Here is a 23551-nt window from a genome sequence, read left to right on the forward strand (position 1 = left end):
CCCACTGCTTTTCGCCTTCAAGAGCTTTAAGAGCTGAACCTTGAATTAGTGGTAAGTCATCACCTGGGAAGTCATATTCAGAAAGAAGTTCACGAACTTCCATTTCTACTAGCTCAAGTAGCTCTTCATCATCAACCATGTCACATTTGTTCATGAATACGATGATGTAAGGAACGCCAACCTGACGAGAAAGTAGGATGTGCTCACGAGTTTGTGGCATAGGGCCATCAGTCGCAGCTACTACTAAGATAGCACCGTCCATTTGAGCAGCACCAGTGATCATGTTTTTAACATAATCGGCGTGTCCAGGACAATCTACGTGTGCGTAGTGACGAGTTGGAGTATCGTACTCAACGTGTGAAGTTGAGATTGTGATACCACGCTCGCGCTCTTCTGGAGCGTTATCGATTGATGCGAAATCTTTAGCAACACCGCCGTATACTTTTGCAAGTACGTTAGTGATTGCTGCAGTTAGGGTTGTTTTACCGTGGTCAACGTGGCCGATTGTACCAACGTTTACGTGCGGTTTTACGCGTTCAAACTTTTCTTTTGCCATCTTAAAAAATTCCTATAAAGAAATTAAAGGTTTAGCTCGTTATTGAGCCAAACCAAGCTAAAAATTACTTAACAGCGAGCTGCAATTATTTTATCTGCAACACTCTTTGTGGCTTCAGCGTACTTCAAAAACTCCATAGAGTATGAAGCACGGCCCTGCGTTGCAGAACGCAGATCAGTAGCATAACCAAACATTTCAGAGAGCGGAACTAAAGCGTTAACTTGTTTAAGTCCACCTAGTGCTTCTTCCATGCCTTCGATCATGCCGCGACGACGGTTTAGGTCGCCAACTACATCACCCATGTTTGCTTCAGGAGTGAGTACTTCAACCTTCATCATTGGCTCTAAAAGAACAGGGTTTGCATCAAGTGCGCCCTGCTTCATTGCCAAAGAACCTGCTATTTTAAATGCCATTTCATTCGAGTCTACATCATGGAATGAACCATCATATAAAGTCGCTTTCACGCCAAGTAATGGGTAGCCTGCCAGCACACCTTGAGCCATTTGCTCTTGAATGCCTTTGTCTACCGCAGGGATGTATTCTTTAGGAACTGAGCCACCTACGGTTTCGTTAACGAATTCGTAAATTGGGGCGTCATCATCCGAAATATCCATCGGTTCAAGTTTAAGCCAGACGTGACCATATTGACCACGACCACCTGATTGACGAACGAACTTTCCTTCCACCTTAACGGTATCACGAATAGCTTCACGGTAAGAAACCTGCGGCTTACCAACGTTACATTCAACACTGAATTCACGTTTCATACGGTCGACAATGATATCAAGGTGAAGTTCACCCATACCAGAAATAATAGTCTGGCCTGATTCATCATCAGTTTGTACTCGGAAAGAGGGATCTTCCGCCGCTAGTTTACCTAGTGCGATAGCCATCTTGTCCTGGTCAGCGATTGTGCGAGGCTCAACCGCAACAGAGATTACTGGTTCTGGGAATTCCATACGCTCAAGCGTAATTTTAGAATTCGGATCACACAGTGTTTCACCTGTTGTTACGTCTTTAAGACCAATAGCCGCCGCGATGTCGCCTGCGTGGACTTCTTTGATCTCTTCACGTGAGTTTGAATGCATCTGAACGATACGACCAAGGCGCTCACGCTTACTTTTTACTGGGTTGTAAACCGCATCACCCTGTTTAACAGTACCAGAGTAAACACGGAAAAAGGTTAAAGTACCAACGAACGGGTCTGTTGCAATCTTAAAAGCAAGTGCAGCAAACGGTGCGTTGTCATCAGCTGGACGCTCTTCCTCAGTACCATCTTCAAGAATACCTTGAATTTGTTTCACTTGTGTTGGTGCAGGCATATATTCAATAACGCCATCAAGCACAGCTTGAACGCCTTTATTTTTAAATGCGCTACCACAAGTCATCGGGACGATTTCGTTAGCTAATGTACGCTGACGCAAAGCTGATTTAATTTCAGCTTCGCTCAGGTCTTCACCTTCCAAATACTTATCCATTAGTTCATCAGAAGCTTCTGCAGCACTTTCAACTAAGTGAGAGTGCCATTCATCAGCAAGCTCTTGAAGTTCTGCCGGGATTGCCTCATAGCTGAAAGTCATACCCTGGTCTTCAGAATTCCAGTTAATCACTTTCATTTTTATGAGGTCAATTACACCTTTAAAGTCGTCTTCAGCGCCAACAGGTAGCTGAATTGGAACAGGCGTTGCTCCAAGACGAGATTTCACCTGGCTAACAACCGTTAAGAAGTCAGCGCCCGTGCGATCCATTTTATTTACGAAGATCATTCTCGGAACTTCGTATTTGTTCGCTTGACGCCAAACTGTCTCAGTTTGCGGCTGTACACCTGATGAAGCACAAAGAACAACTACCGCACCATCAAGTACACGCAAAGAACGTTCTACTTCGATAGTGAAATCTACGTGCCCTGGAGTATCAATAATATTGATACGATGGTCGTCAAATTGCGCGTCCATCCCTTTCCAGAAACACGTTGTTGCAGCAGAAGTGATTGTGATACCACGCTCTTGTTCCTGCTCCATCCAATCCATAGTTGCGGCGCCATCATGTACTTCACCGATCTTATGAGAAAGACCTGTGTAGAACAGAACACGTTCTGTTGTAGTGGTTTTGCCTGCATCTACGTGAGCAACAATACCGATATTGCGGTAGCGCTCAAGTGGAGTTGTACGTGCCATATGATCCTCTTAAAGGTTAAGGACAGATTACCAACGGTAATGAGCGAATGCTTTATTCGCTTCAGCCATACGGTGAACGTCTTCACGTTTCTTAACCGCAGTGCCTTTGTTGTCAGCAGCGTCAACGATTTCTTGAGCTAAACGTAAGCCCATAGATTTTTCGCCACGCTTACGTGCAGCGTCTACTAACCAACGCATACCTAATGCGTTGCGACGTACTGGACGTACTTCAACTGGTACTTGATAAGTTGAACCACCAACACGGCGAGATTTAACCTCTACCTGTGGACGGATGTTATCAAGTGCAGACTCAAAGATTTCAAGGTGCGATTTGCCTGATTTCTCAGCAGCCACATCTAGCGCACCGTAAACGATTTTTTCAGCAGTAGATTTCTTGCCGTCTAACATTACGATGTTAACGAATTTAGCAAGAAGTTCCGATCCGAACTTAGGATCTGGAAGAATTTTACGTTGACCTATTACGCGTCTTCTAGGCATTTTGTATCTCCGGTTTATTCAGGTTTGCTCTTTCGAGACAATAACCCAAAACAATAATTAATAATATTTAGTGCTTGGCCTTACTAACGGAATACAATTAGCCCTTAGGGCGTTTTGCACCGTATTTAGAACGAGCTTGACGACGGTCGCTTACGCCTGCACAGTCAAGTGCACCACGTACAGTGTGGAAACGCACACCTGGTAAATCTTTAACACGACCACCACGGATTAGGATTACACTGTGCTCTTGAAGGTTATGACCTTCACCACCGATGTATGATGTTACTTCGAAACCGTTAGTTAAACGTACACGAGCTACTTTACGTAACGCCGAGTTTGGTTTCTTAGGTGTAGTTGTATATACGCGAGTACATACACCACGCTTTTGCGGACACGCTTTAAGCGCAGCTGAGTTACTTTTAGTAACCTTGCTACGACGTGGCTTACGCACTAGCTGGTTAATAGTTGCCATTTAAATAGCTCCTGAAATTAAAATTACTACTGAAAAAATAAAAAATCCGCCCTTTTTACAAGCTTGTTACAAACGCGCAGGTAAATGGGTGGCGGAATTTTAATGAGCAAAGATTAACCTGTCAACATAAACCGTTAGCAAGGCAGTATATATCTGCCTTGCTAAAATCTAATCTATTGATTAGATTCAGTTTATTGATTTCCAGATAAATCAGCGTTTAAAGCATCTGTTAGTGCCTGAGTCGCCTCTTCTGCACTTACGGTTTGCTCTTCAACAACTAAACTTTGCTTACGACGTGCCATACGATCTTGATGATACGCAAAACCGGTACCGGCTGGGATCAAACGACCCACGATTACGTTTTCTTTCAGACCGCGAAGTTCATCGCTCTTACCATTCACAGCGGCTTCTGTTAGGACACGAGTTGTCTCCTGGAACGAGGCTGCCGAGATGAAAGATTCTGTGGCTAGTGAAGCTTTAGTGATACCCATTAACTGGATTTCATATTTAGCTGGTAACTTGCCTTGAGCTTCTAAGTCGCGGTTTGCGATATTAACGCGTGCCACTTCAATTTGCTCACCAGCTAAGAATTCACTATGACCGCCGTCAAGGATGGTACATTTACGTAGCATCTGACGAATAATTGTTTCAATGTGCTTATCATTGATCTTAACGCCCTGCAAACGGTAAACCTCTTGCACTTCATTAACGATGTAGTTAGCAACATGAGTCACACCACGTAGGCGTAAGATGTCATGTGGTGATTCAGGACCATCGGCGATAACTTCACCTTTAGACACTTGCTCACCTTCAAACACGTTAAGTTGACGCCACTTAGGAATCATTTCTTCGTAATGATCACCTTCTGGTGGAGTGATAACTAGACGTTTCTTACCTTTAGTCTCTTTACCGAAGCTAATAGTACCTGTGATCTCAGCTAAGATAGCTGGCTCTTTCGGTTTACGTGCTTCGAATAAGTCGGCTACGCGTGGTAGACCACCCGTGATATCACGAGTTTTCGAACCTTCTTGCGGGATACGTGCTAACACGTCACCAGGGTTTGCAGTCGCGCCGTCTGTAACTTCAATCGTAGTGAATGAAGGAAGACGAGTTTCTTGCAAGCCACGCTCTTCACTTTCGATGATAAGCTTAGGCTCTTTCGCATTCGCTTTAGCAAGATCTTTAACAACAATACGAGTTAAACCGGTTAATTCATCAGTCTGTGTCTCTGTATTCGAGTCATCGATATCGCTGAACGATACTTTTGATTTATGCTCAAGAACGATTGGGTGACTATGCGGGTCCCAAGTAGCAACAATGTCGTTACCTTGAACTTCAGCATTATCTTGAACTGTTAAAACCGCACCGTAAGGTACTTTATAACGTTCTTTTTCACGACCATAGCTATCAATGATAGTGATCTCTGTAGAACGTGAGGTAATAACAATCTTACCGTCTGTATTTAATACATATTTAGCGTTATGAAGCTTTAATGTACCGTTAGTTTTAACTTGTACATTGTTTTCAGCAGATGCTCTTGATGCCGCACCACCGATGTGGAATGTACGCATCGTAAGCTGTGTACCTGGCTCACCGATTGATTGAGCTGCGATAACACCGACTGATTCACCCGCGTTGATGATATGACCACGTGCAAGGTCACGACCATAACACTTAGCACATACACCAAAGTCGTTATCACAAGTGATAACTGAGCGTACACGAACTTCATCCACTGAGTGCTCTTCTAAAAGGTCACACAGTTTTTCATCAAGCATGATATTACGCTCAACCAGAACAGTATTAGTTCCTGGGATCACAACATCTTCAGCAACAACACGACCAAGAACACGTTCGCGAAGTGCTTCTACAACATCACCACCTTCGATAAGCGGTTTCATTGTTAAGCCATCTTCTGTGCCACAATCGTCTTCGTTGATTACCAAATCTTGTGCAACGTCTACTAAGCGACGCGTTAGGTAACCCGAGTTCGCTGTTTTCAGTGCTGTATCGGCAAGACCTTTACGCGCACCGTGCGTTGAGATGAAGTACTGAAGTACGTTTAGACCTTCACGGAAGTTAGCCGTGATTGGCGTCTCGATGATTGAACCATCTGGACGTGCCATTAGACCACGCATACCTGCTAGCTGACGGATCTGAGCGGCACTACCACGAGCACCTGAGTCGGCCATCATAAACACTGAGTTAAATGACGGTTGCTCTTCTTCTTCACCTTGGGCATTGATAACCGTGTCTTTAGACAAGTTGGCCATCATCTCACGTGATAAGTTTTCATTTACACGTGACCAGATATCGATAACTTTGTTGTACTTTTCACCAGCCGTCACAAGACCTGATTGGAATTGTTGGTTGATTTCAGTTACTTCAGCTTCTGCTGCTTCAATGATAGACGCTTTAACTGGTGGGATAACTAAGTCATCAATACCAATTGAAACACCTGATTTCATTGCGTAGTGGAAACCGGTGTACATAACTTGGTCAGCAAACACAACAGTGTCTTTTAGACCTAAACGACGGTAACACTCGTTTAATAAGCTAGAAATCTGTTTTTTACCTAATGCTTGGTTGATTGACTCAAACGGCATACCTTTAGGTAAAATTAGAGACAGAATTGCACGACCTACAGTGGTATCGATAATAGTGATTGTATCTTCTACTTCACCATGCTCGTTAGCAACTGATTGGCTAATACGAACTTTTACGCGAGCGTGAAGTTCTGCATTGCCACTACGGTATGCTTTTTCTGCTTCTTTTGGATCTTTAAATACTGTGCCTTCGCCTTTCGCATTGATGCGATCACGAGTCATGTAGTAAAGACCTAATACAACGTCCTGTGAAGGAACGATGATCGGCTCACCATTCGCAGGCGATAAGATGTTGTTAGTCGACATCATTAACGCACGTGCTTCAAGCTGTGCTTCAAGTGTTAACGGTACGTGTACCGCCATTTGGTCACCATCGAAGTCGGCGTTATAAGCCGCACAAACTAATGGGTGTAAATGGATTGCTTTACCTTCAATAAGCACAGGTTCAAACGCTTGGATACCCAAACGGTGAAGTGTTGGTGCACGGTTAAGTAATACTGGATGTTCACGAATTACTTCGTCTAATACATCCCATACTTCCGGAACTTCACGCTCTACCATTTTCTTAGCAGCTTTGATTGTCGTAGCCATGCCGCGACGCTCTAATTTGCCATAGATAAATGGTTTGAATAGCTCAAGTGCCATCTTCTTAGGAAGACCACATTGGTGAAGCTTAAGAGTAGGGCCCACTGTGATTACAGAACGGCCTGAGTAATCTACACGCTTACCAAGTAAGTTCTGACGGAAACGACCTTGCTTACCCTTGATCATATCAGCAAGAGATTTAAGCGGACGCTTGTTAGAACCTGTAATTGCACGACCACGACGACCGTTATCAAGTAGCGCATCTACCGCTTCTTGTAACATACGTTTTTCGTTGCGTACGATAATGTCTGGTGCTGCTAAATCTAGTAGACGCTTAAGACGGTTATTACGGTTAATAACACGACGGTAGAGGTCATTTAGATCAGATGTCGCAAAACGACCACCGTCTAGTGGTACTAATGGACGTAGATCAGGTGGCAATACTGGAAGTACTGTCATGATCATCCACTCAGGATTGTTACCTGATTGGTGGAACGATTCCATTAATTTAAGACGTTTAGTGATCTTCTTACGCTTAGTTTCAGAGTTAATTGTTGGTAACTCTTCACGCATCTCAGCAATTAATTGGCCAAGATCAAGTTCACGAAGCAAGTCTAAAACTGCTTCTGCACCCATCTTAGCTTCAAATTCATCACCGTGCTCTTCAAGTGCATCTAAGTATTCTTCTTCACCTAATAGTTGACCACGCTCAAGCGTTGTCATACCAGGCTCAGTTACTACGAATGATTCGAAGTAAAGAACACGTTCAATATCACGAAGCGTCATATCAAGCATTAAGCCGATACGTGACGGTAATGATTTTAAGAACCAAATATGCGCAACTGGACTTGCCAAGTCGATGTGACCCATTCTGTCACGACGCACTTTAGTCAATGTTACTTCAACGCCACACTTTTCACAGATCACACCACGGTGTTTAAGGCGTTTATATTTACCACATAAACACTCATAATCTTTCACTGGACCGAAAATACGGGCACAGAATAAGCCATCGCGCTCAGGCTTGAAAGTACGGTAGTTAATAGTCTCAGGTTTCTTTACTTCACCGTATGACCATGAACGAACCATGTCTGGCGAAGCAAGACCAATGCGAATTGCATCGAATTCTTCGGTCTTATTTTGTTGCTTCAGAAACTTAAGTAAGTCTTTCACCTTAGCTCTCCTGTCGGAGTTAATCTTGAGGGCGGATAATCTCGCCCCTACATTCTATTCGGCCGTAACAGGTGCTGTAGCTAGCTACAGCACCTAATTGGCTTAATTTTCTTCCAACTCGATGTTGATACCCAGTGAGCGGATTTCTTTCAACAATACGTTGAACGATTCTGGCATACCTGGTTCCATTTTATGGTTACCATCAACGATGTTTTTATACATCTTAGTACGACCGTTCACGTCATCCGACTTCACTGTTAGCATTTCTTGTAGAGTGTAAGCAGCACCGTATGCTTCAAGTGCCCATACTTCCATCTCACCGAAACGCTGGCCACCGAACTGTGCTTTACCACCCAGCGGCTGCTGAGTAACAAGGCTATAAGAACCAGTTGAACGCGCATGCATCTTGTCATCAACTAAGTGATTTAGTTTCAGCATGTACATGTAACCTACGGTTACTTGACGTTCAAACTGATCGCCAGTACGGCCATCATAAAGTGTAACCTGACCACTTCTTGGGTAGCCACCTAACTCAAGCATGTCTTTGATTTCGTCTTCTTTCGCGCCATCAAATGCAGGAGTAGCGATTGGTAAACCACCTTTTAAGTTTACAGCTAAGCGACGAACTTCATCATCAGAGAAGCTAGCAATATCTACTTTTTGACGGCAATCACCGATCTCGTAGGCTTGCTTGATGAATTCACGTAACTCATGCAGCTCACGTTGTTCTTTCATCATTTCTTCTAGACGTTCACCGATACCACGTGCAGCTAGACCCATATGTGTTTCAAGGATCTGACCGATGTTCATACGTGATGGTACACCTAGTGGATTCAATACGATGTCTACCGTACGACCTTTGTCATCATATGGCATATCTTCTACTGGTACGATAGTCGAGATAACACCTTTGTTACCGTGACGACCCGCCATCTTATCACCCGGTTGGATACGACGTTTAACAGCAAGGTATACTTTAACAATCTTAAGTACGCCTGGTGCTAAGTCATCACCTTGAGTGATCTTACGACGTTTGTTTTCAAACTTCTTATCGTATTCAGCTTTAAGCTCATCGTACTGTGCAGCTAGTTGCTCAAGTTCAGCTTGCTTATCTTCTTCTGCAAGACTTTGAGTTAGTAGCTTCTCAGCATTCAGTGTCGCTAATTGTTCTTCGCTTTGACCAGCAGCTACAAGTAACTTGCGAGCACGGTCTAAAACGCCTGCTTCAAGAATACGGAATTCTTCGTTAAAGTCTTTTTTCGCATCACGAAGTTGCATTTCTTCAACTTCTAGCGCGCGCTTGTCTTTTTCAACACCATCACGGGTGAAAACTTGCACGTCGATTACAGTACCAGTTACAGAGTTTGGTACACGTAATGAGCTGTCTTTAACGTCAGACGCTTTTTCACCGAAGATAGCACGTAGTAGCTTCTCTTCTGGTGTTAATTGCGTTTCGCCTTTCGGAGTCACTTTACCTACTAGGATATCGCCGCCTTTAACTTCAGCACCAATATAAACAACACCTGATTCATCAAGTTTGCCTAGTGCAGATTCACCCACGTTCGGAATATCTGCTGTGATCTCTTCTGGACCTAACTTAGTATCACGGGCGATACACTGTAGTTCTTGAATATGGATAGTCGTTAGACGATCTTCTTCAACTACGCGCTCTGATAGTAGGATTGAATCCTCGAAGTTATAACCGTTCCATGGCATGAATGCCACGCGAAGGTTTTGACCAAGGGCTAAGTCACCTAAGTCAGTCGAAGGACCATCTGCTAACACATCGCCACGAGTAACCGGTTCGCCAACCATACAAGTTGGTTTTTGGTTAATACATGTGTTTTGGTTAGAACGGGTGTATTTAGTTAAGTTGTAGATGTCGATACCCGCTTCACCAGGAATGCGTTCTTCTTCATGTACATTAACAACGATGCGACTTGCGTCAGCATACATTACTTCACCACCACGTTTTGCAACAATCGTCACACCAGAGTCTTTCGCTAGTGTTAACTCAATACCCGTACCTACTAACGGCTTATCCGCTTTCAATGTTGGTACTGCTTGACGTTGCATGTTTGAACCCATCAATGCACGGTTAGCATCATCGTGTTCTAGGAACGGGATAAGTGCTGCCGCTACAGAGATCACCTGTTGTGGTGATACGTCCATATATTGTTGGTCCATTTTGCCCATAAAGGTTGATTCACCTTTGTGACGACATGGAATTAGTTCATCAACAAATTCATTGCTTTCGTTCAAGTTTGAGTTCGCCTGTGCGATAACAAACTGACCTTCTTCAATGGCTGATAAATAATCAACTTCATCAGTTACAACACCGTCTACCACTTTACGGTAAGGTGTTTCTAAGAAACCATAATCATTAGTACGTGCGTACGTAGACAATGAGTTAATTAGACCGATGTTTGGACCCTCAGGAGTCTCGATTGGACATACGCGACCATAGTGAGTTACGTGAACGTCACGTACTTCGAAGCCAGCGCGCTCACGAGTTAGACCGCCCGGACCTAATGCAGAAATACGACGCTTATGCGTTACTTCTGATAGCGGGTTATTTTGGTCCATAAACTGTGATAACTGAGATGAGCCAAAGAACTCTTTAACCGCTGCCGAAATAGGCTTAGCGTTAATTAGATCTTGTGGCATTACCGCATCAAGGTCACCTAAGCTTAAACGCTCACGTACAGCACGTTCAACACGTACTAAACCTACACGGAATTGGTTCTCAGCCATTTCGCCAACACTACGGATACGACGGTTGCCTAAGTGGTCAATATCATCAACATCGCCTTGACCGTTACGAATAGCAATTAATACTTTCATAACAGACACGATGTCTTCTTTGCTTAATGTGCCTGGGCCTGTGTCAGTGTCATAACCAACACGGCTATTGAACTTCATACGACCTACAGTAGATAAGTCATAGCGTTCTTCTGAGAAGAATAAGTTCTCAAATAAGGCTTCAGCCGCGTCTTTCGTCGGTGGCTCGCCTGGGCGCATCATGCGATAAATTTCTACAAGTGCTTCTAAACGGTTAGTGCTTGAATCGATACGTAAGGTATCTGAAATGTATGCACCGCTGTCAACTTCGTTGATATATAAAGTATCAATCTTAGTGTGACCCGCTTTAACAAGCTCGGCCATTAGCTCAAGTGTTAGTTCGTCATTAGCAGTTGCGATGATCTCACCCGTTGACTCGTCAACGTAGTTCTTCGCAATAACACGGCCAATGATGTACTCATGTGGTACTTCTAACTGAGTAATGCCTTTTTTCTCAATGCTCTTGATATGACGCGCAGTAATACGACGGCCACTTTCAACCAGCACATCACCGTCTTCACCTTTAATATCAAAGGCAGCGGTTTCACCACGTAAACGTGAAGGCACAAGTTCCATAAGAACTTTACCGTCGGTTACTTCAAACGCAGTTGTGTCGAAGAACATCTCAAGGATTTCTTCAGTCGTGTACTCAAGTGCACGTAACATGATAGACGCCGGTAATTTACGACGACGGTCAATACGTACATATAAGTTATCTTTTGCATCAAACTCAAAGTCTAACCACGAACCACGGTAAGGAATTACACGTGCGTTATATAGTACCTTACCCGATGAGTGAGTTTTACCGCGGTCGTTATCAAAGAATACACCAGGGCTACGGTGTAGCTGAGAAACGATAACACGCTCTGTACCATTGATTACAAAGGTACCGGTATCGGTCATGAGCGGAATTTCGCCCATGTAAACTTCTTGCTCTTTAATGTCTTTAACTGTGCCTGGAGCTTCTTTGTCCATTACTACAAGACGCAATTTTACGCGAAGTGGAGCAGAAAAAGTCACACCGCGAATTTGACATTCTTTTACATCGAATACTGGCTCACCAATACGATAACTTACGTATTGAAGCTCAGAATTTCCCGAGTAGCTTTTGATTGGAAACACAGATTGGAAGGCTGCTTCCAAACCATGATCGCCATCAGCGTCCGGGACTAAGAATTTTTTAAACGATTCTAACTGCGTCGACAGTAAGAAAGGTATATCCAATACTTGTGGACGTTTACCAAAATCCTTACGGATACGTTTCTTTTCAGAATAAGAGTAAGCCATGGGGTTCCTCAGCTTGCTGATCTTTGACCCGACCTGTTCTTGTAAGAACAGACTTAACTGGCATCTATGCCAAGATGTACAACATTTAATTGTTGTTCCGATAAGCTCCCACTTTAACACTAGCAAACTATAAAGCGTTGAAAGTAAAGAGAAAACCAGATTTTATTTGAGCTATAGGAATACATAACTCTATAGCGCAAAAAGGCCGGTGATTAAATAATCACCAGCCCTTGCCTGATTTCTCAGGCAGCGAACCTAGCGTGAGCTAGATTACTTAACCTCAACTTCAGCACCAGCTTCAGTAAGGTCTTTAGCAAGAGCTTCAGCTTCTTCTTTAGAGATACCTTCTTTAACTGGAGTTGGAGCAGCTTCAACAAGAGCTTTCGCTTCTTTAAGGCCTAGGCCAGTTGCGCCACGTACAGCTTTGATTGCCGCAACCTTGTTAGCGCCAGCGCCAGTAAGGATTACGTCAAATTCAGTTTTCTCTTCAGCAGCTTCAGCAGCAGGACCTGCTACCATAGCAGCTGCAGCAGTTACGCCGAATTTTTCTTCCATTGCTTCAACAAGAGCAACAACGTCCATTACTGACATTTCAGCAATTGCGTCAAGGATTTGGTCTTTAGTTACAGACATTACAAATTTCCTAATAATTAACGGACTCAAAGGTCCAAAAAAATTTTACACCGAAAGAGAGTTTAAACAGCTTAAAATTAAGCAGCTTGCTCTTCTTTCTGTACACGTACTGCTTCAATTGTTTTACACAATTTGCCAGCAGACGCTTCTTTCATAGCGCTCATTAAGCGTGCAACAGCTTCGTCGTATGTAGGTAGAGTTGCAAGCATAGCTGCGTCTACTACATTACCTTCAAAAGCGGCCGTTTTAATTTCGAATTTCTCATTCTTTTTCGCGAAATCTGAGAAGATACGCGCAGCAGCACCTGGGTGCTCTGATGAGAAAGCGATTAAGCTTGGACCAACTAATGAATCGTTAAGGCACTCAAAATCTGTTCCTTCGATAGCACGTTTTGCTAGAGTGTTACGGACAACTTTCATCCAAACACCGTTCTCACGAGCTTCTTTACGAAGGGCAGTGATTGCACCAACTGTTACACCACGAGAATCTGCGATTACTGCAGATAGAGCACCAGTGGCTGCTTCGTTGACTTCAGCAACAATTGCTTTTTTGCCTTGAAGATTTAAAGCCATGGGTGTTACTCCTGGTTTAATGGGTTACCGTTATCGGCTTCCCTGTTTTACTCTTCCCCATCACACGTGATGGAGATGCTTTTTACGGCGAGAGCCAGAAGGATTAGGAAAAATCTATCTGGGGATTCACACCGTCTACGTAGGTAAAATTAAGGCCTAAACCACCTACGGTCTTGGACGGAAGCCCAATTTATCGCTTTACCCGAAGGCGCACCGAAATTATGGACTTCAACCCGAATTCTTTACTTTGCTGACTAATCAAATTAATCAACAAAATGGCGCAAAATTATAGTACAAATTTCACGCCATGTAAACACCTATTAAGCTACAGTTGTGCTTAAAGTGCCTTGGTCAACAGAAACACCTGCGCCCATTGTTGTAGAGATAGTTACTTTCTTCACGTAAGTACCTTTAGCCTGAGAAGGTTTAGCCTTCTTAAGCGCAACAATAAGAGATTCAAGGTTTTGTTGAAGTTGCTCAGCTGTGAAATCAACCTTACCAATAGTAGTGTGGATGATACCATTTTTGTCATTGCGGTAACGCACTTGACCAGCTTTAGCATTTTTAACTGCTTCTGCAACGTTAGGTGTTACAGTACCAGTTTTAGGGTTTGGCATTAGACCACGTGGGCCTAAGATTTGACCTAGTTGACCAACAACACGCATAGCGTCTGGTGATGCAACAACAACGTCAAAGTTCATCTCGCCTTTCTTAACTAGATCAGCAAGATCTTCCATACCTACTAGTTCAGCACCGGCTTCTTTCGCAGCTTCTGCGTTAGCGCCTTGTGTGAATACTGCAACGCGAACGTCACGACCAGTACCGTTAGGTAGTACAGTTGCACCACGAACGTTTTGGTCAGATTTACGAGCATCGATACCAAGGTTAACAGCAACGTCAACACTTTCTACGAATTTAGCTGTCGCTAACTCTTTTAAAAGAGCAACTGCTTCGTTGATTTCGTAATCTTTAGTTACTTCCACTTTCTCGCGGATAGTACGCATACGTTTAGTTAATTTAGCCATTCTCTTAGTCCTCTACGTTCAAGCCCATCGCACGCGCAGAACCTGCGATAGTGCGAACCGCAGCGTCCATATCAGCCGCTGTAAGATCAGGTCGTTTAGTCTCAACGATTTCTTCAAGTTGAGCACGAGTTACCGTACCTACTTTTTCAGTGTTAGGACGGCCTGAGCCTGATTTGATGCCTGCAGCTTTCTTAAGTAAGTAAGCAGCCGGTGGCGTTTTCATGTCGAACGTAAATGAACGGTCGCCGTAAACAGAGATCACTACAGGAACTGGAGCGCCTTTTTCGATAGATTCTGTACGTGCGTTGAACGCTTTACAGAATTCCATGATGTTTACACCGTGTTGACCTAGTGCTGGACCTACTGGAGGACTAGGATTAGCCATACCAGCAGCAACTTGTAGCTTGATTAGAGCTTCAACTTTCTTAGCCATTATAAATACCTCATTAGGTGGGTCTTAGCCTTGTGCGCGCGAGGACGCGTACTCTAGCGGCTTCCCAGTTTAAAAATTGGTTTCGTACTTTTTGTAATCAATTCAAGAAACTCTATCCCTGAATACAAAAAGGCCGCTGATTATAAGTTAATCAGCGGCCTTTTTCAAGCCCTATGCAAAGTAATAAATCACTTCGCATAAACTATCTAATTTTATTACTTATCTTGTTCAACTTGACCAAATTCAAGATCAACTGGCGTAGAACGACCAAAGATAAGTACAGATACTTTTACGCGACTCTTTTCGTAGTCAACAGCTTCAACCACACCGCTAAAGTCAGCGAATGGACCATCAACAACACGAACAACTTCACCTGGTTCAAATAATGTAGCAGGCTTAGGTGCTTCAGCGTTTTCTTGTAAGCGGTTAAGAATACGATCAGCTTCTTTAGAGCTAATTGGTGCTGGGCGGTCAGATGTACCACCGATAAAGCCCATTACACGTGCTGTGCTGTTCACTAAGTGCCAGCTCGCATCGTTCATATCCATCTGTACGAGTACATAACCTGGGAAGAACTTACGCTCAGATTTACGCTTTTGACCAGCGCGCATCTCAACCACTTCTTCTGTAGGTACTAATACTTCACCAAAGCTATCTTCTAAACCTTCAATCTTGATATGCTCAAGAAGAGTTTGTGCAACACGCTTCTCATAACCTGAGAAAGCCTGTACTACGTACCAACGTAGTTTCTTTTCGTTGTTCTCATCCGACATGGGATCAGATCTCCAATCCAGTTAAAAAGCCTACTGCGCGGAATAAAATGCCATCTAATCCCCAAAGGATAAGTGCCATAATCACAGTTGCTACCATTACAATAAATGTCGTATGGGTAGTTTCTTGGCGCGTCGGCCAAACTACTTTACGTACTTCAATACGCGCTTCTTTTGCAAAAGCAAGGAAGGTACGTCCTTTTTCTGTTACTGCTGCAATGCCTAAGCCAGCTGCAACCGCAATAACAACACCAATAGCACGTAATAACACAGACTGATCTGCGTACATATAATTACCAACTACTGCGCCTGCAAGTAGCGCAATTGCCACAAGCCACTTTACTGCATCCATCCCACTTGATGGCGTTTCTACATTCGTGCTCATAATATTATTACCTTAACTACAGACACAACAACCCTACACAATGGCAGGGTTAATCCATTAAAATCTAAACTTAAAAACAGACTTATTTAAACCGATTTTTAACCTAAGACTTTACCCACTCACAAGAAAAATTGGCAGGGGCGGAGAGATTCGAACTCCCAACCGTCGGTTTTGGAGACCGCTGTTCTACCAATTGGAACTACGCCCCTGCAAAGTGGATGCCTATTATACTTACGCAAATCATTAACACAAGAGTAAAAGATACCCATATTATAAAATCTTAGCGGTTAATTAATTGTGCAGCCTTAAATCTCCCCTAGTAAACTCGATACTCACAAAAGATAACCGCTTATGATGTTTTTTTAAGCTCCGTATATACATCTGCTAGTAAACTAGATGCACCAAACCTAAATGTCTGTGGGCGCAAATAGTCTCCCCCCATAATATTTTCCGCAATAGTCAGGTATTCATCAGCCTGTTCAACTGTTTTAACACCGCCGGCAGCTTTGAAACCAACTAACTTTCCAGAGCCTTTAATAGCGCTCAGCATTATTTTTGTCGCTTGCAAAGTAGCATTTACGGCTACTTTACCTGTGCTTGTTTTTACAAAGTCAGCGCCGCCATTAATTGCAATTTGGGTCGCTTGGGCAATTAGCTCTGGTGTTTTTAGTTCTCCTGATTCGATAATGACTTTTAATTTAACGTGCTCTGGGCAACACTCTTTACTGGCTTCAACATATTTTAAGGCTAACTCATGATCGCCAGCCATTAAGGCTTGATATGGTAAAACCAAATCAATTTCATCAGCTCCACGCTCAATCGCAATAAGGGTTTCATTTATCACATCACTGAGCGAGTTACTCCCTCTAGGGAAGTTAGTCACCGTAGCGACCTTAACGTGATTTAGCTGTCTTTCGCCAAGGAACACCTTTGCATCATCAACAAACTCACTGTACACACAGATGGCAGCAGGAATGCCCAATTTAGGCTCAATACTATTAATTAACGTTTCTATAGTCGCAGTGGTATCGTCGTCGTTTAAACTCGTTAAATCCATTAATTGTACAGCTAATTGAGTAGTCATAGGTTCACCTTGTCAGTGTTTATACTACCTATAGTACCAAATTTTCATAATCTAGCTATATCACATAACTAATCACCATAAGCAGATGAACTCTACTTGCAACTCGGCGCAATCCCCTGTTAACTAAGCCTTAAGCCAAATTAACCCACCCGATATAACATTTGGTTATATAAACTGGGTTTTAATTATTTTTTACTTCGCATAGAGCGCTATATTCTGCCTTTCTGAAAAGCTTTTATGTTATGACTGTTGTTAGGGGTGTTACTACAATGCAATATTTACCAATCTTTACCAAGCTAGACAATAAGCCTGTATTGGTTGTTGGCGGTGGAGATGTGGCGCTAAGAAAGTGCCGTGCATTTTTAAAAGCCCGCGCTGCAGTTACTTTGGTAGCTCCTGAGTTTTGTAATGAACTTGTTGAGCTTGGTAACAATAATGAAGTAACACTAATTACAGCCTATTTTAACGAGCAACACCTAAATGGCATGATGCTGGTTATTGCAGCAACAGATCTTGAAGACGTCAACGCCCAAGTATTTGAACTTGCCAACGCGCGCAATATTTTTGTTAATGTGGTTGATGACCAGCCTAAATGCAGTTTTATTTTTCCATCGATTGTTGACCGCGACCCAATCACCATTGCAATTTCAAGCGCCGGTACGGCTCCAGTGTTAGCACGTCGTTTACGCGAAAAGCTTGAAACACTTATTCCACAACATATTGGCCCACTTGCAACTTTAGTGGGTAGTTTTCGCGATAAAGTAAAACAACGTTTTAAGCACTTTGCTGATCGCCGCCAGTTTTGGGAAACCGTATTTGATTCATCGGTAGTGAGTAAAGTACAAAGTGGCGACACTCAATCAGCGAGCGAGCAATTAGAACAATTGCTTGACGCAAAACCTGAGCCTGAAGGTGAAGTATATGTAATTGGCGCAGGCCCTGGCGATCCTGAATTATTAACCTTAAAAGCACTGCAATTAATGCAACAAGCAGATGTAGTGGTTTATGACTACTTAGTGTCTGACGAAATTATGGACCTAGTCCGTCGTGATGCTGATTTAGTGTGTGTTGGTAAGCGTTTAGGCGATCACAGTGTACCACAAGAAGATACTAACCAAATGCTGGTCGATTTTGCCAAGCAAGGTAAAAAAGTATGCCGTATCAAAGGCGGCGACCCGTTTATTTATGGCCGTGGTGGTGAAGAAGTACAAGTACTCGCAGCGAATAACGTAAGTTACCAGATAGTGCCCGGCATTACCGCTGCTGCAGGCTGTAGTGCCTATGCAGGTATTCCGCTAACGCATCGTGACCATGCACAAGCGATTCAATTTGTTACCGGCCACTGTAAAAAAGACGGCCAAGAATTAGATTGGCAATCACTGGCTAAGCCAAACCAAACCTTGGCTATTTATATGGGTGTGATTAAGTCGCCGCATATTCAAGCGCAGCTACTTAAACATGGCCGTGGTGCAGACACACCAGTGGCTATTATCGAAAATGGCACCCGTAAAAATCAACGTGTTGTTACTGGCACACTCGGTGAGCTGGCTGATTTAATTGAACGCCACAGTATTATCTCACCGGCATTATTAATTATTGGTGAAGTTGCCTCGTTACATCAGCAGCTTCATTGGTTTGGCGAAAAAGCGCAAACCAGTAGCTTTGCCCAGCCACTTACTGGCGTCGCATAAGCTTAACTTATTTAGATTTTAACTTTTAATCATTTTAGTAGGACGACTAACAATGGCTTTAACTCACCTTCAGCAATTAGAAGCTGAAAGTATCAAAATCATGCGCGAAGTCGCCGCTGAGTTTGAGAATCCAGTTATGCTTTACTCTATCGGTAAAGATTCATCGGTGCTTTTACACTTAGCGCGTAAAGCGTTTTACCCAGGTAAAATTCCATTTCCACTGCTTCACGTTGACACTAACTGGAAGTTTAAAGAAATGATTGAATTTCGTGATCGCTTAGCCAAAGAATACGGCTTTGATTTAATCGTCCATAAAAACCCGGAAGGCTTGGCCATTGATATCAGCCCATTCACCCATGGCTCTGGTAAGCATACCGATATAATGAAAACTCAAGGCTTAAAGCAAGCACTTGATAAGTACGGTTTTGATGCAGCCTTTGGTGGCGCGCGCCGCGATGAAGAAAAATCTCGTGCAAAAGAACGTGTTTACTCATTCCGTGATAAACACCATCGCTGGGATCCAAAAAATCAGCGTCCTGAACTTTGGAATACTTACAACAGCCAAGTTAATCCAGGTGAAAGTATTCGAGTATTCCCACTGTCTAACTGGACTGAGCTGGATATTTGGCAATACATTTACCAAGAAAACATCGACATGGTTCCACTTTACTTAGCAAAAGAGCGCCCAGTTGTAGAACGTGATGGCACCTTGATCATGGTTGATGATGAGCGTATGCCGCTAAATGAAGGCGAAGTACCACAAATGAAGTCAGTTCGTTTTCGTACTCTTGGCTGTTACCCACTTACTGGTGCAGTAGAGTCAACGGCAAGCACATTAACTGAAATTATCGAAGAAATGCTGCTATCGACTTCATCAGAGCGTGAAGGCCGAGTAATTGACCACGATTCAGCAGGTTCAATGGAGAAGAAAAAACGTGAGGGCTATTTCTAATGTCTACTAACACTAACGACACCATTAACGAAGTAAGAGAAATTGGCATCGACGCCTACCTTGCTCGCCAACAAGATAAAAGCCTATTACGTATGTTGACCTGTGGCAGTGTGGATGATGGTAAATCAACTCTGATTGGCCGCCTATTACATGACAGTCACCAAATTTATGAAGATCAGCTAGCGGCGCTTCATAAAGATAACGAAAAAGTAGGCAATGCAGGCGAAGAGCTTGATTTAGCACTACTGGTTGATGGCTTACAAGCCGAGCGTGAGCAAGGCATTACCATTGACGTAGCGTATCGTTACTTCTCAACCGCTAAACGTAAGTTTATTATTGCCGACACCCCAGGGCACGAGCAATACACCCGCAACATGGTAACCGGTGCATCAACCAGTGATGTCGCGATTATTCTTGTTGATGCCCGTTACGGTGTACAAGTACAAACTAAGCGCCATAGCTTTATTTGTGACTCACTGGGCATTAAACAGTTTGTTGTGGCAATTAACAAAATGGATATCGTTGATTTTGACGAAACCGTTTATGAGCGCATCAAAGCTGATTACCTAAAATTTGCTGAGCAACTGAATGTAACTAACATTAAGTTTGTGCCTATGTCAGCGCTTAAAGGCGATAACGTAGTTACTCGCTCTGAGCACACACCGTATTACACAGATAAGCCGCTACTTGAGTTACTAGAAGACTCGCCAGCGGCCGAAACCGACACTGGCTTTGAAGCGCGTTTCCCGGTGCAATATGTAGTGCGTCCTAACTTAAACTTCCGTGGCTTCCAAGGTACATTAACTTCAGGTAAGTTAAGCGTTGGTGATGCTGTAAAAGTATTACCGTCGGGTAAAACATCAAGCATCAAAGAGCTGGTAACGTTTGATGGTAACTTAGATACCGCACAAGCAGGCCAAGCCATAACTATTACGCTAAATACTGAAATAGATATTAGCCGTGGCGATGTGATTGTTCCAGCTGATTCTACAATTGCCGTTACTAACCAAGTACAAGCAAAGCTAGTATGGATGCACGAAGCACCATTGGTTTTAGGTAAAAGCTATAACTTTAAGTTAGGCAGTAAAAATACATCTGCTATCGTTAAGAAGATTGATCACACCATTGATGTGAACACGCTTGAGCATGGCAGCGCAGACAGCCTACAACTTAATGAAATTGCCATTGTAACGCTTGAGCTGACAGAAACGATTTTAGCTGATGAGTATCACAATAATCATGAAACCGGCTCGTTTATTTTAATCGACCGTTTATCTAACTTAACCGTTGCAGCAGGCATGGTAGAGCAAGCACTTGCCAGCCAAGAGCAAAGCGGTGACTTTAGTGATTTTGAAGTTGAATTTAATGCTTTAGTACGCAAGCACTTCCCACATTGGCAAGCGCTTGATATCTCAAAGCTTAAATAGTCAACACTGCCTGTTAAGGACGCATAAAGCATGTATCAACAGCTAGTATTAACAGGCATTATGCTAACTTTAGTCGGCTGCCTTTTTGGCACTCGACTAAAGCCGGCATGGCTTTTTGTCGGTGCCATTGGCACCGCCTATTTAGCTGGCCTGATTGAGCTTGAAGACATGTTGGTAAATTACGCCAACCCCTCCCTTATTACTTTAGTTTTATTAGTTTTGGTTTCTATCGCGGTTGAAAAAACCACGCTAGTACAAAAGCTTGCCCAGTCATTGTCTAAAGGTAGCTTAACCAGCTCAGTGACAAAGCTTGGTCTCTCAACCGCCTTTTTATCATCATTTACTAATAATACCGCGGTGGTTGCGTCATTAATTACAGCGATTAAAGACAGCCCAACCCATTCACCTTCGAAGCTGTTATTACCTTTATCGTACACCGCTATTTTAGGTGGCACGATTACCTTAATTGGTACTTCTACAAATTTAATTGTCAATGGTTTTGCCGTTGATGCCGGCATGGCACCACTGGGCTTTTTCGACTTTACTTTAGTCGGTTTAGGCGCACTAAGTGTTGGCCTTATCACTATTTTAGTGATGCTAAAATACTTACCCGACAACGGTAAGAACGACCAAGAAGTCGTGCCCTTCTACCTTGAAGGAAAAGTAGAACCTGGCTCAAAATTAATTGGTAAAAGCGTAGAAGAAAACGGCCTACGCGACCTTAAAGACTTATTCCTCGCCGAAATTTTACGTGGCGACAGACGCATATGCGCGGTAACCCCGCAGCAAGTAATTAAATCTGGCGATGTATTACTGTTTGTTGGCGATATTAAATCAGTGCCGCTACTGACCCGCTTTGATGGTTTAAAAGTCGTGCATGATAAGCACGAAAAAGACGTAGAACACCTGGTTGAAGTGGTGGTAAGTCAATCATCTAAATTTATTGGCAAAACGGTCAAAGAAATTCGTTTTCGCGAGCAATTTCATGCCGCAGTTATCGCTATTCGCCGTGGTCACGACCGCCTGCAAGGTGGTCTTGGTAAAGTGCAGCTACAAGCGGGTGATTCACTGATTCTTGCACCCGGTAAAGACTTTTATACCCTACCTAATTTAAAACGCGAGTTTGTTTATATCTCAGGGCTTGATTTACAAACTCACTTAGCGCCTAAGCAGTCTAATTTAGTGCTGGCTAGTTTTGCAGCCGTACTAGGATTAAGCATTTTTGCTATCGTGCCACTTGTTAAAGGCTTATTGGTATTGCTAATCGGCTTAATGCTTAGTGGGACAATAAAGCTAAGTGAAGTTAAGCGCCGTTTTCCTATTGAGTTACTTGCCGTAGTCGGTAGTGCCATTGGCCTTGCCAAACTCATGATAGGCACAGGTTTAGCAGGGCAAATATCAGATGCGATGTTTTATGTGCTCGGTGACTTTGGCCCCTACGGCGCATTTATCGCCATATTTATTATGACGGTGTTATTCACTGAGCTTATTACAAACAATGCAGCAGCGGCATTATCGTTTCCGGTTGCATACGCACTGGCGGTTGGCTTTAATGTTGACCCGCTGCCCTTTATTATGGCGGTAGCATTTGGCGCCTCGGCCAGTTTTATATCGCCGTTTGGTTATCAAACTAACTTAATGGTTTATAGCGCGGGTAATTACCGGCTAAAAGATTACGTATTAATGGGATTACCGCTTTCTATTATATATTCAATAACGGTTTTAACCCTTATTCCGCTGGTATTTCCATTTTAAGCCAGCACGCAAGAAGAGACTATTACAATGGATGAGAACATTGTTTGGCATAACTATGCCATTACTAAAACACAGCGTAGTGAGCATAAAAGCCATAAACCCGCTATTTTATGGTTTACTGGCTTTTCAGGGTCAGGTAAAAGTACCGTTGCAAACGCCCTTGAAAGCGCACTAAATCAACAAGGTATTCATACCTACTTACTTGATGGCGACAACGTACGCCACGGTTTATGTAAAGACTTAGGCTTTAGTGACGAAGACCGCATCGAGAACATCCGCCGCGTGGGCGAAACAGCCAAACTCATGGTTGATGCAGGGCTTTTGGTGCTCACCGCATTTATTTCACCATTTCGCAGTGAGCGCGATATGGTAAGAGACTTAGTCGATGACGGTGAATTCATTGAAGTGTTTATAGATACACCGCTGGATGTATGCGAAAGCCGCGACCCTAAAGGCCTTTATAAAAAAGCCCGCGCGGGTGAAATTAAACACTTCACAGGAATAGATTCTGATTATCAAATTCCCAACTCACCAGAAATAATCTTAGATACCAGTAAAAATAGCCTAGACCAATCGGTGCAAGTGCTGATAGCGTATCTAAAACAACAGCAAATTATTAAAGGTTAAGT

General features: G+C 43.3%; 18 protein-coding genes and 1 tRNA gene. 5 read left to right on the forward strand and 14 right to left on the reverse strand.

Annotated features, from left to right (window positions below; genetic code table 11):
* From NQT69_RS17320 to deoC, 14 genes are all read right to left on the reverse strand, one after another.
* A partial coding sequence (locus NQT69_RS17320; protein ID WP_256828929.1) for a GTP-binding protein occupies positions 1-556 on the reverse strand: 556 nt, incomplete at its 3' end.
* A 68-nt stretch (positions 557-624) separates the two neighbouring features.
* Positions 625-2733, reverse strand: a complete 2109-nt coding sequence (gene fusA / locus NQT69_RS17325; protein WP_256828930.1) for an elongation factor G — start codon at positions 2731-2733, stop codon at positions 625-627.
* A gap of 27 nt (positions 2734-2760) precedes the next feature.
* Positions 2761-3231 carry a 30S ribosomal protein S7 gene (gene rpsG / locus NQT69_RS17330; RefSeq protein WP_004588211.1) on the reverse strand — a complete coding sequence of 157 codons (471 nt, stop codon included), beginning with the start codon at positions 3229-3231 and terminating at the stop codon, positions 2761-2763.
* Between the two features lie 97 nt (positions 3232-3328).
* Positions 3329-3703: a 30S ribosomal protein S12 gene (gene rpsL, locus NQT69_RS17335; RefSeq protein ID WP_002958885.1), complete on the reverse strand. Its 375-nt coding sequence runs from the start codon at positions 3701-3703 to the stop codon at positions 3329-3331.
* Between the two features lie 191 nt (positions 3704-3894).
* On the reverse strand, positions 3895-8067 hold the full coding sequence (gene rpoC, locus NQT69_RS17340) for a DNA-directed RNA polymerase subunit beta' (protein ID WP_256828931.1): 4173 nt from the start codon (positions 8065-8067) through the stop codon (positions 3895-3897).
* Between the two features lie 102 nt (positions 8068-8169).
* On the reverse strand, positions 8170-12195 hold the full coding sequence (rpoB, locus tag NQT69_RS17345; protein ID WP_256828932.1) for a DNA-directed RNA polymerase subunit beta: 4026 nt from the start codon (positions 12193-12195) through the stop codon (positions 8170-8172).
* Between the two features lie 270 nt (positions 12196-12465).
* Complete coding sequence (rplL, locus tag NQT69_RS17350) at positions 12466-12828, reverse strand: 50S ribosomal protein L7/L12 (protein ID WP_008108465.1); 363 nt, start codon at positions 12826-12828, stop codon at positions 12466-12468.
* Between the two features lie 77 nt (positions 12829-12905).
* The gene (gene rplJ / locus NQT69_RS17355) at positions 12906-13400 is read right to left on the reverse strand and encodes a 50S ribosomal protein L10 (protein ID WP_087532501.1); all 495 of its coding nucleotides are present in this window, start codon (positions 13398-13400) and stop codon (positions 12906-12908) included.
* A 320-nt stretch (positions 13401-13720) separates the two neighbouring features.
* Positions 13721-14425, reverse strand: a complete 705-nt coding sequence (gene rplA / locus NQT69_RS17360; RefSeq protein WP_256828933.1) for a 50S ribosomal protein L1 — start codon at positions 14423-14425, stop codon at positions 13721-13723.
* Positions 14426-14429: 4 nt separating this feature from the next.
* Positions 14430-14858, reverse strand: coding sequence for a 50S ribosomal protein L11 (gene rplK, locus NQT69_RS17365; RefSeq protein ID WP_058561347.1), 429 nt, complete (start codon positions 14856-14858; stop codon positions 14430-14432).
* 215 nt (positions 14859-15073) lie between these two features.
* Positions 15074-15631 carry a transcription termination/antitermination protein NusG gene (gene nusG, locus NQT69_RS17370; RefSeq protein WP_256828934.1) on the reverse strand — a complete coding sequence of 186 codons (558 nt, stop codon included), beginning with the start codon at positions 15629-15631 and terminating at the stop codon, positions 15074-15076.
* 4 nt (positions 15632-15635) lie between these two features.
* Complete coding sequence (gene secE / locus NQT69_RS17375; RefSeq protein ID WP_087532505.1) at positions 15636-16013, reverse strand: preprotein translocase subunit SecE; 378 nt, start codon at positions 16011-16013, stop codon at positions 15636-15638.
* Positions 16014-16145: 132 nt separating this feature from the next.
* Positions 16146-16222: transfer RNA gene (locus NQT69_RS17380), tRNA-Trp, on the reverse strand.
* 140 nt (positions 16223-16362) lie between these two features.
* Positions 16363-17097 carry a deoxyribose-phosphate aldolase gene (gene deoC / locus NQT69_RS17385; protein WP_256828935.1) on the reverse strand — a complete coding sequence of 245 codons (735 nt, stop codon included), beginning with the start codon at positions 17095-17097 and terminating at the stop codon, positions 16363-16365.
* Between the two features lie 269 nt (positions 17098-17366).
* Between deoC and cysG the strand changes: the two genes are divergently transcribed.
* From cysG to cysC, 5 genes are read left to right on the forward strand one after another with little or no spacing between them, the layout of a single operon-like run.
* Positions 17367-18788, forward strand: coding sequence for a siroheme synthase CysG (gene cysG, locus NQT69_RS17390; protein ID WP_256828936.1), 1422 nt, complete (start codon positions 17367-17369; stop codon positions 18786-18788).
* A 52-nt stretch (positions 18789-18840) separates the two neighbouring features.
* Positions 18841-19740: a sulfate adenylyltransferase subunit CysD gene (cysD, locus tag NQT69_RS17395; RefSeq protein WP_256828937.1), complete on the forward strand. Its 900-nt coding sequence runs from the start codon at positions 18841-18843 to the stop codon at positions 19738-19740.
* Complete coding sequence (cysN, locus tag NQT69_RS17400) at positions 19740-21167, forward strand: sulfate adenylyltransferase subunit CysN (protein ID WP_256828938.1); 1428 nt, start codon at positions 19740-19742, stop codon at positions 21165-21167. Before cysD ends, cysN begins: the two co-directional genes overlap by 1 nt.
* A 30-nt stretch (positions 21168-21197) precedes the next feature.
* Positions 21198-22922, forward strand: coding sequence for an SLC13 family permease (locus NQT69_RS17405; protein ID WP_256828939.1), 1725 nt, complete (start codon positions 21198-21200; stop codon positions 22920-22922).
* Positions 22923-22949: 27 nt separating this feature from the next.
* Positions 22950-23549, forward strand: coding sequence for an adenylyl-sulfate kinase (gene cysC, locus NQT69_RS17410; RefSeq protein WP_256828940.1), 600 nt, complete (start codon positions 22950-22952; stop codon positions 23547-23549).
* The last annotated feature ends 2 nt before the right edge of the window (positions 23550-23551 follow it).

It is taken from the genome of Pseudoalteromonas shioyasakiensis, assembly GCF_024518675.1.
GTDB lineage: Bacteria > Pseudomonadota > Gammaproteobacteria > Enterobacterales > Alteromonadaceae > Pseudoalteromonas > Pseudoalteromonas shioyasakiensis_B.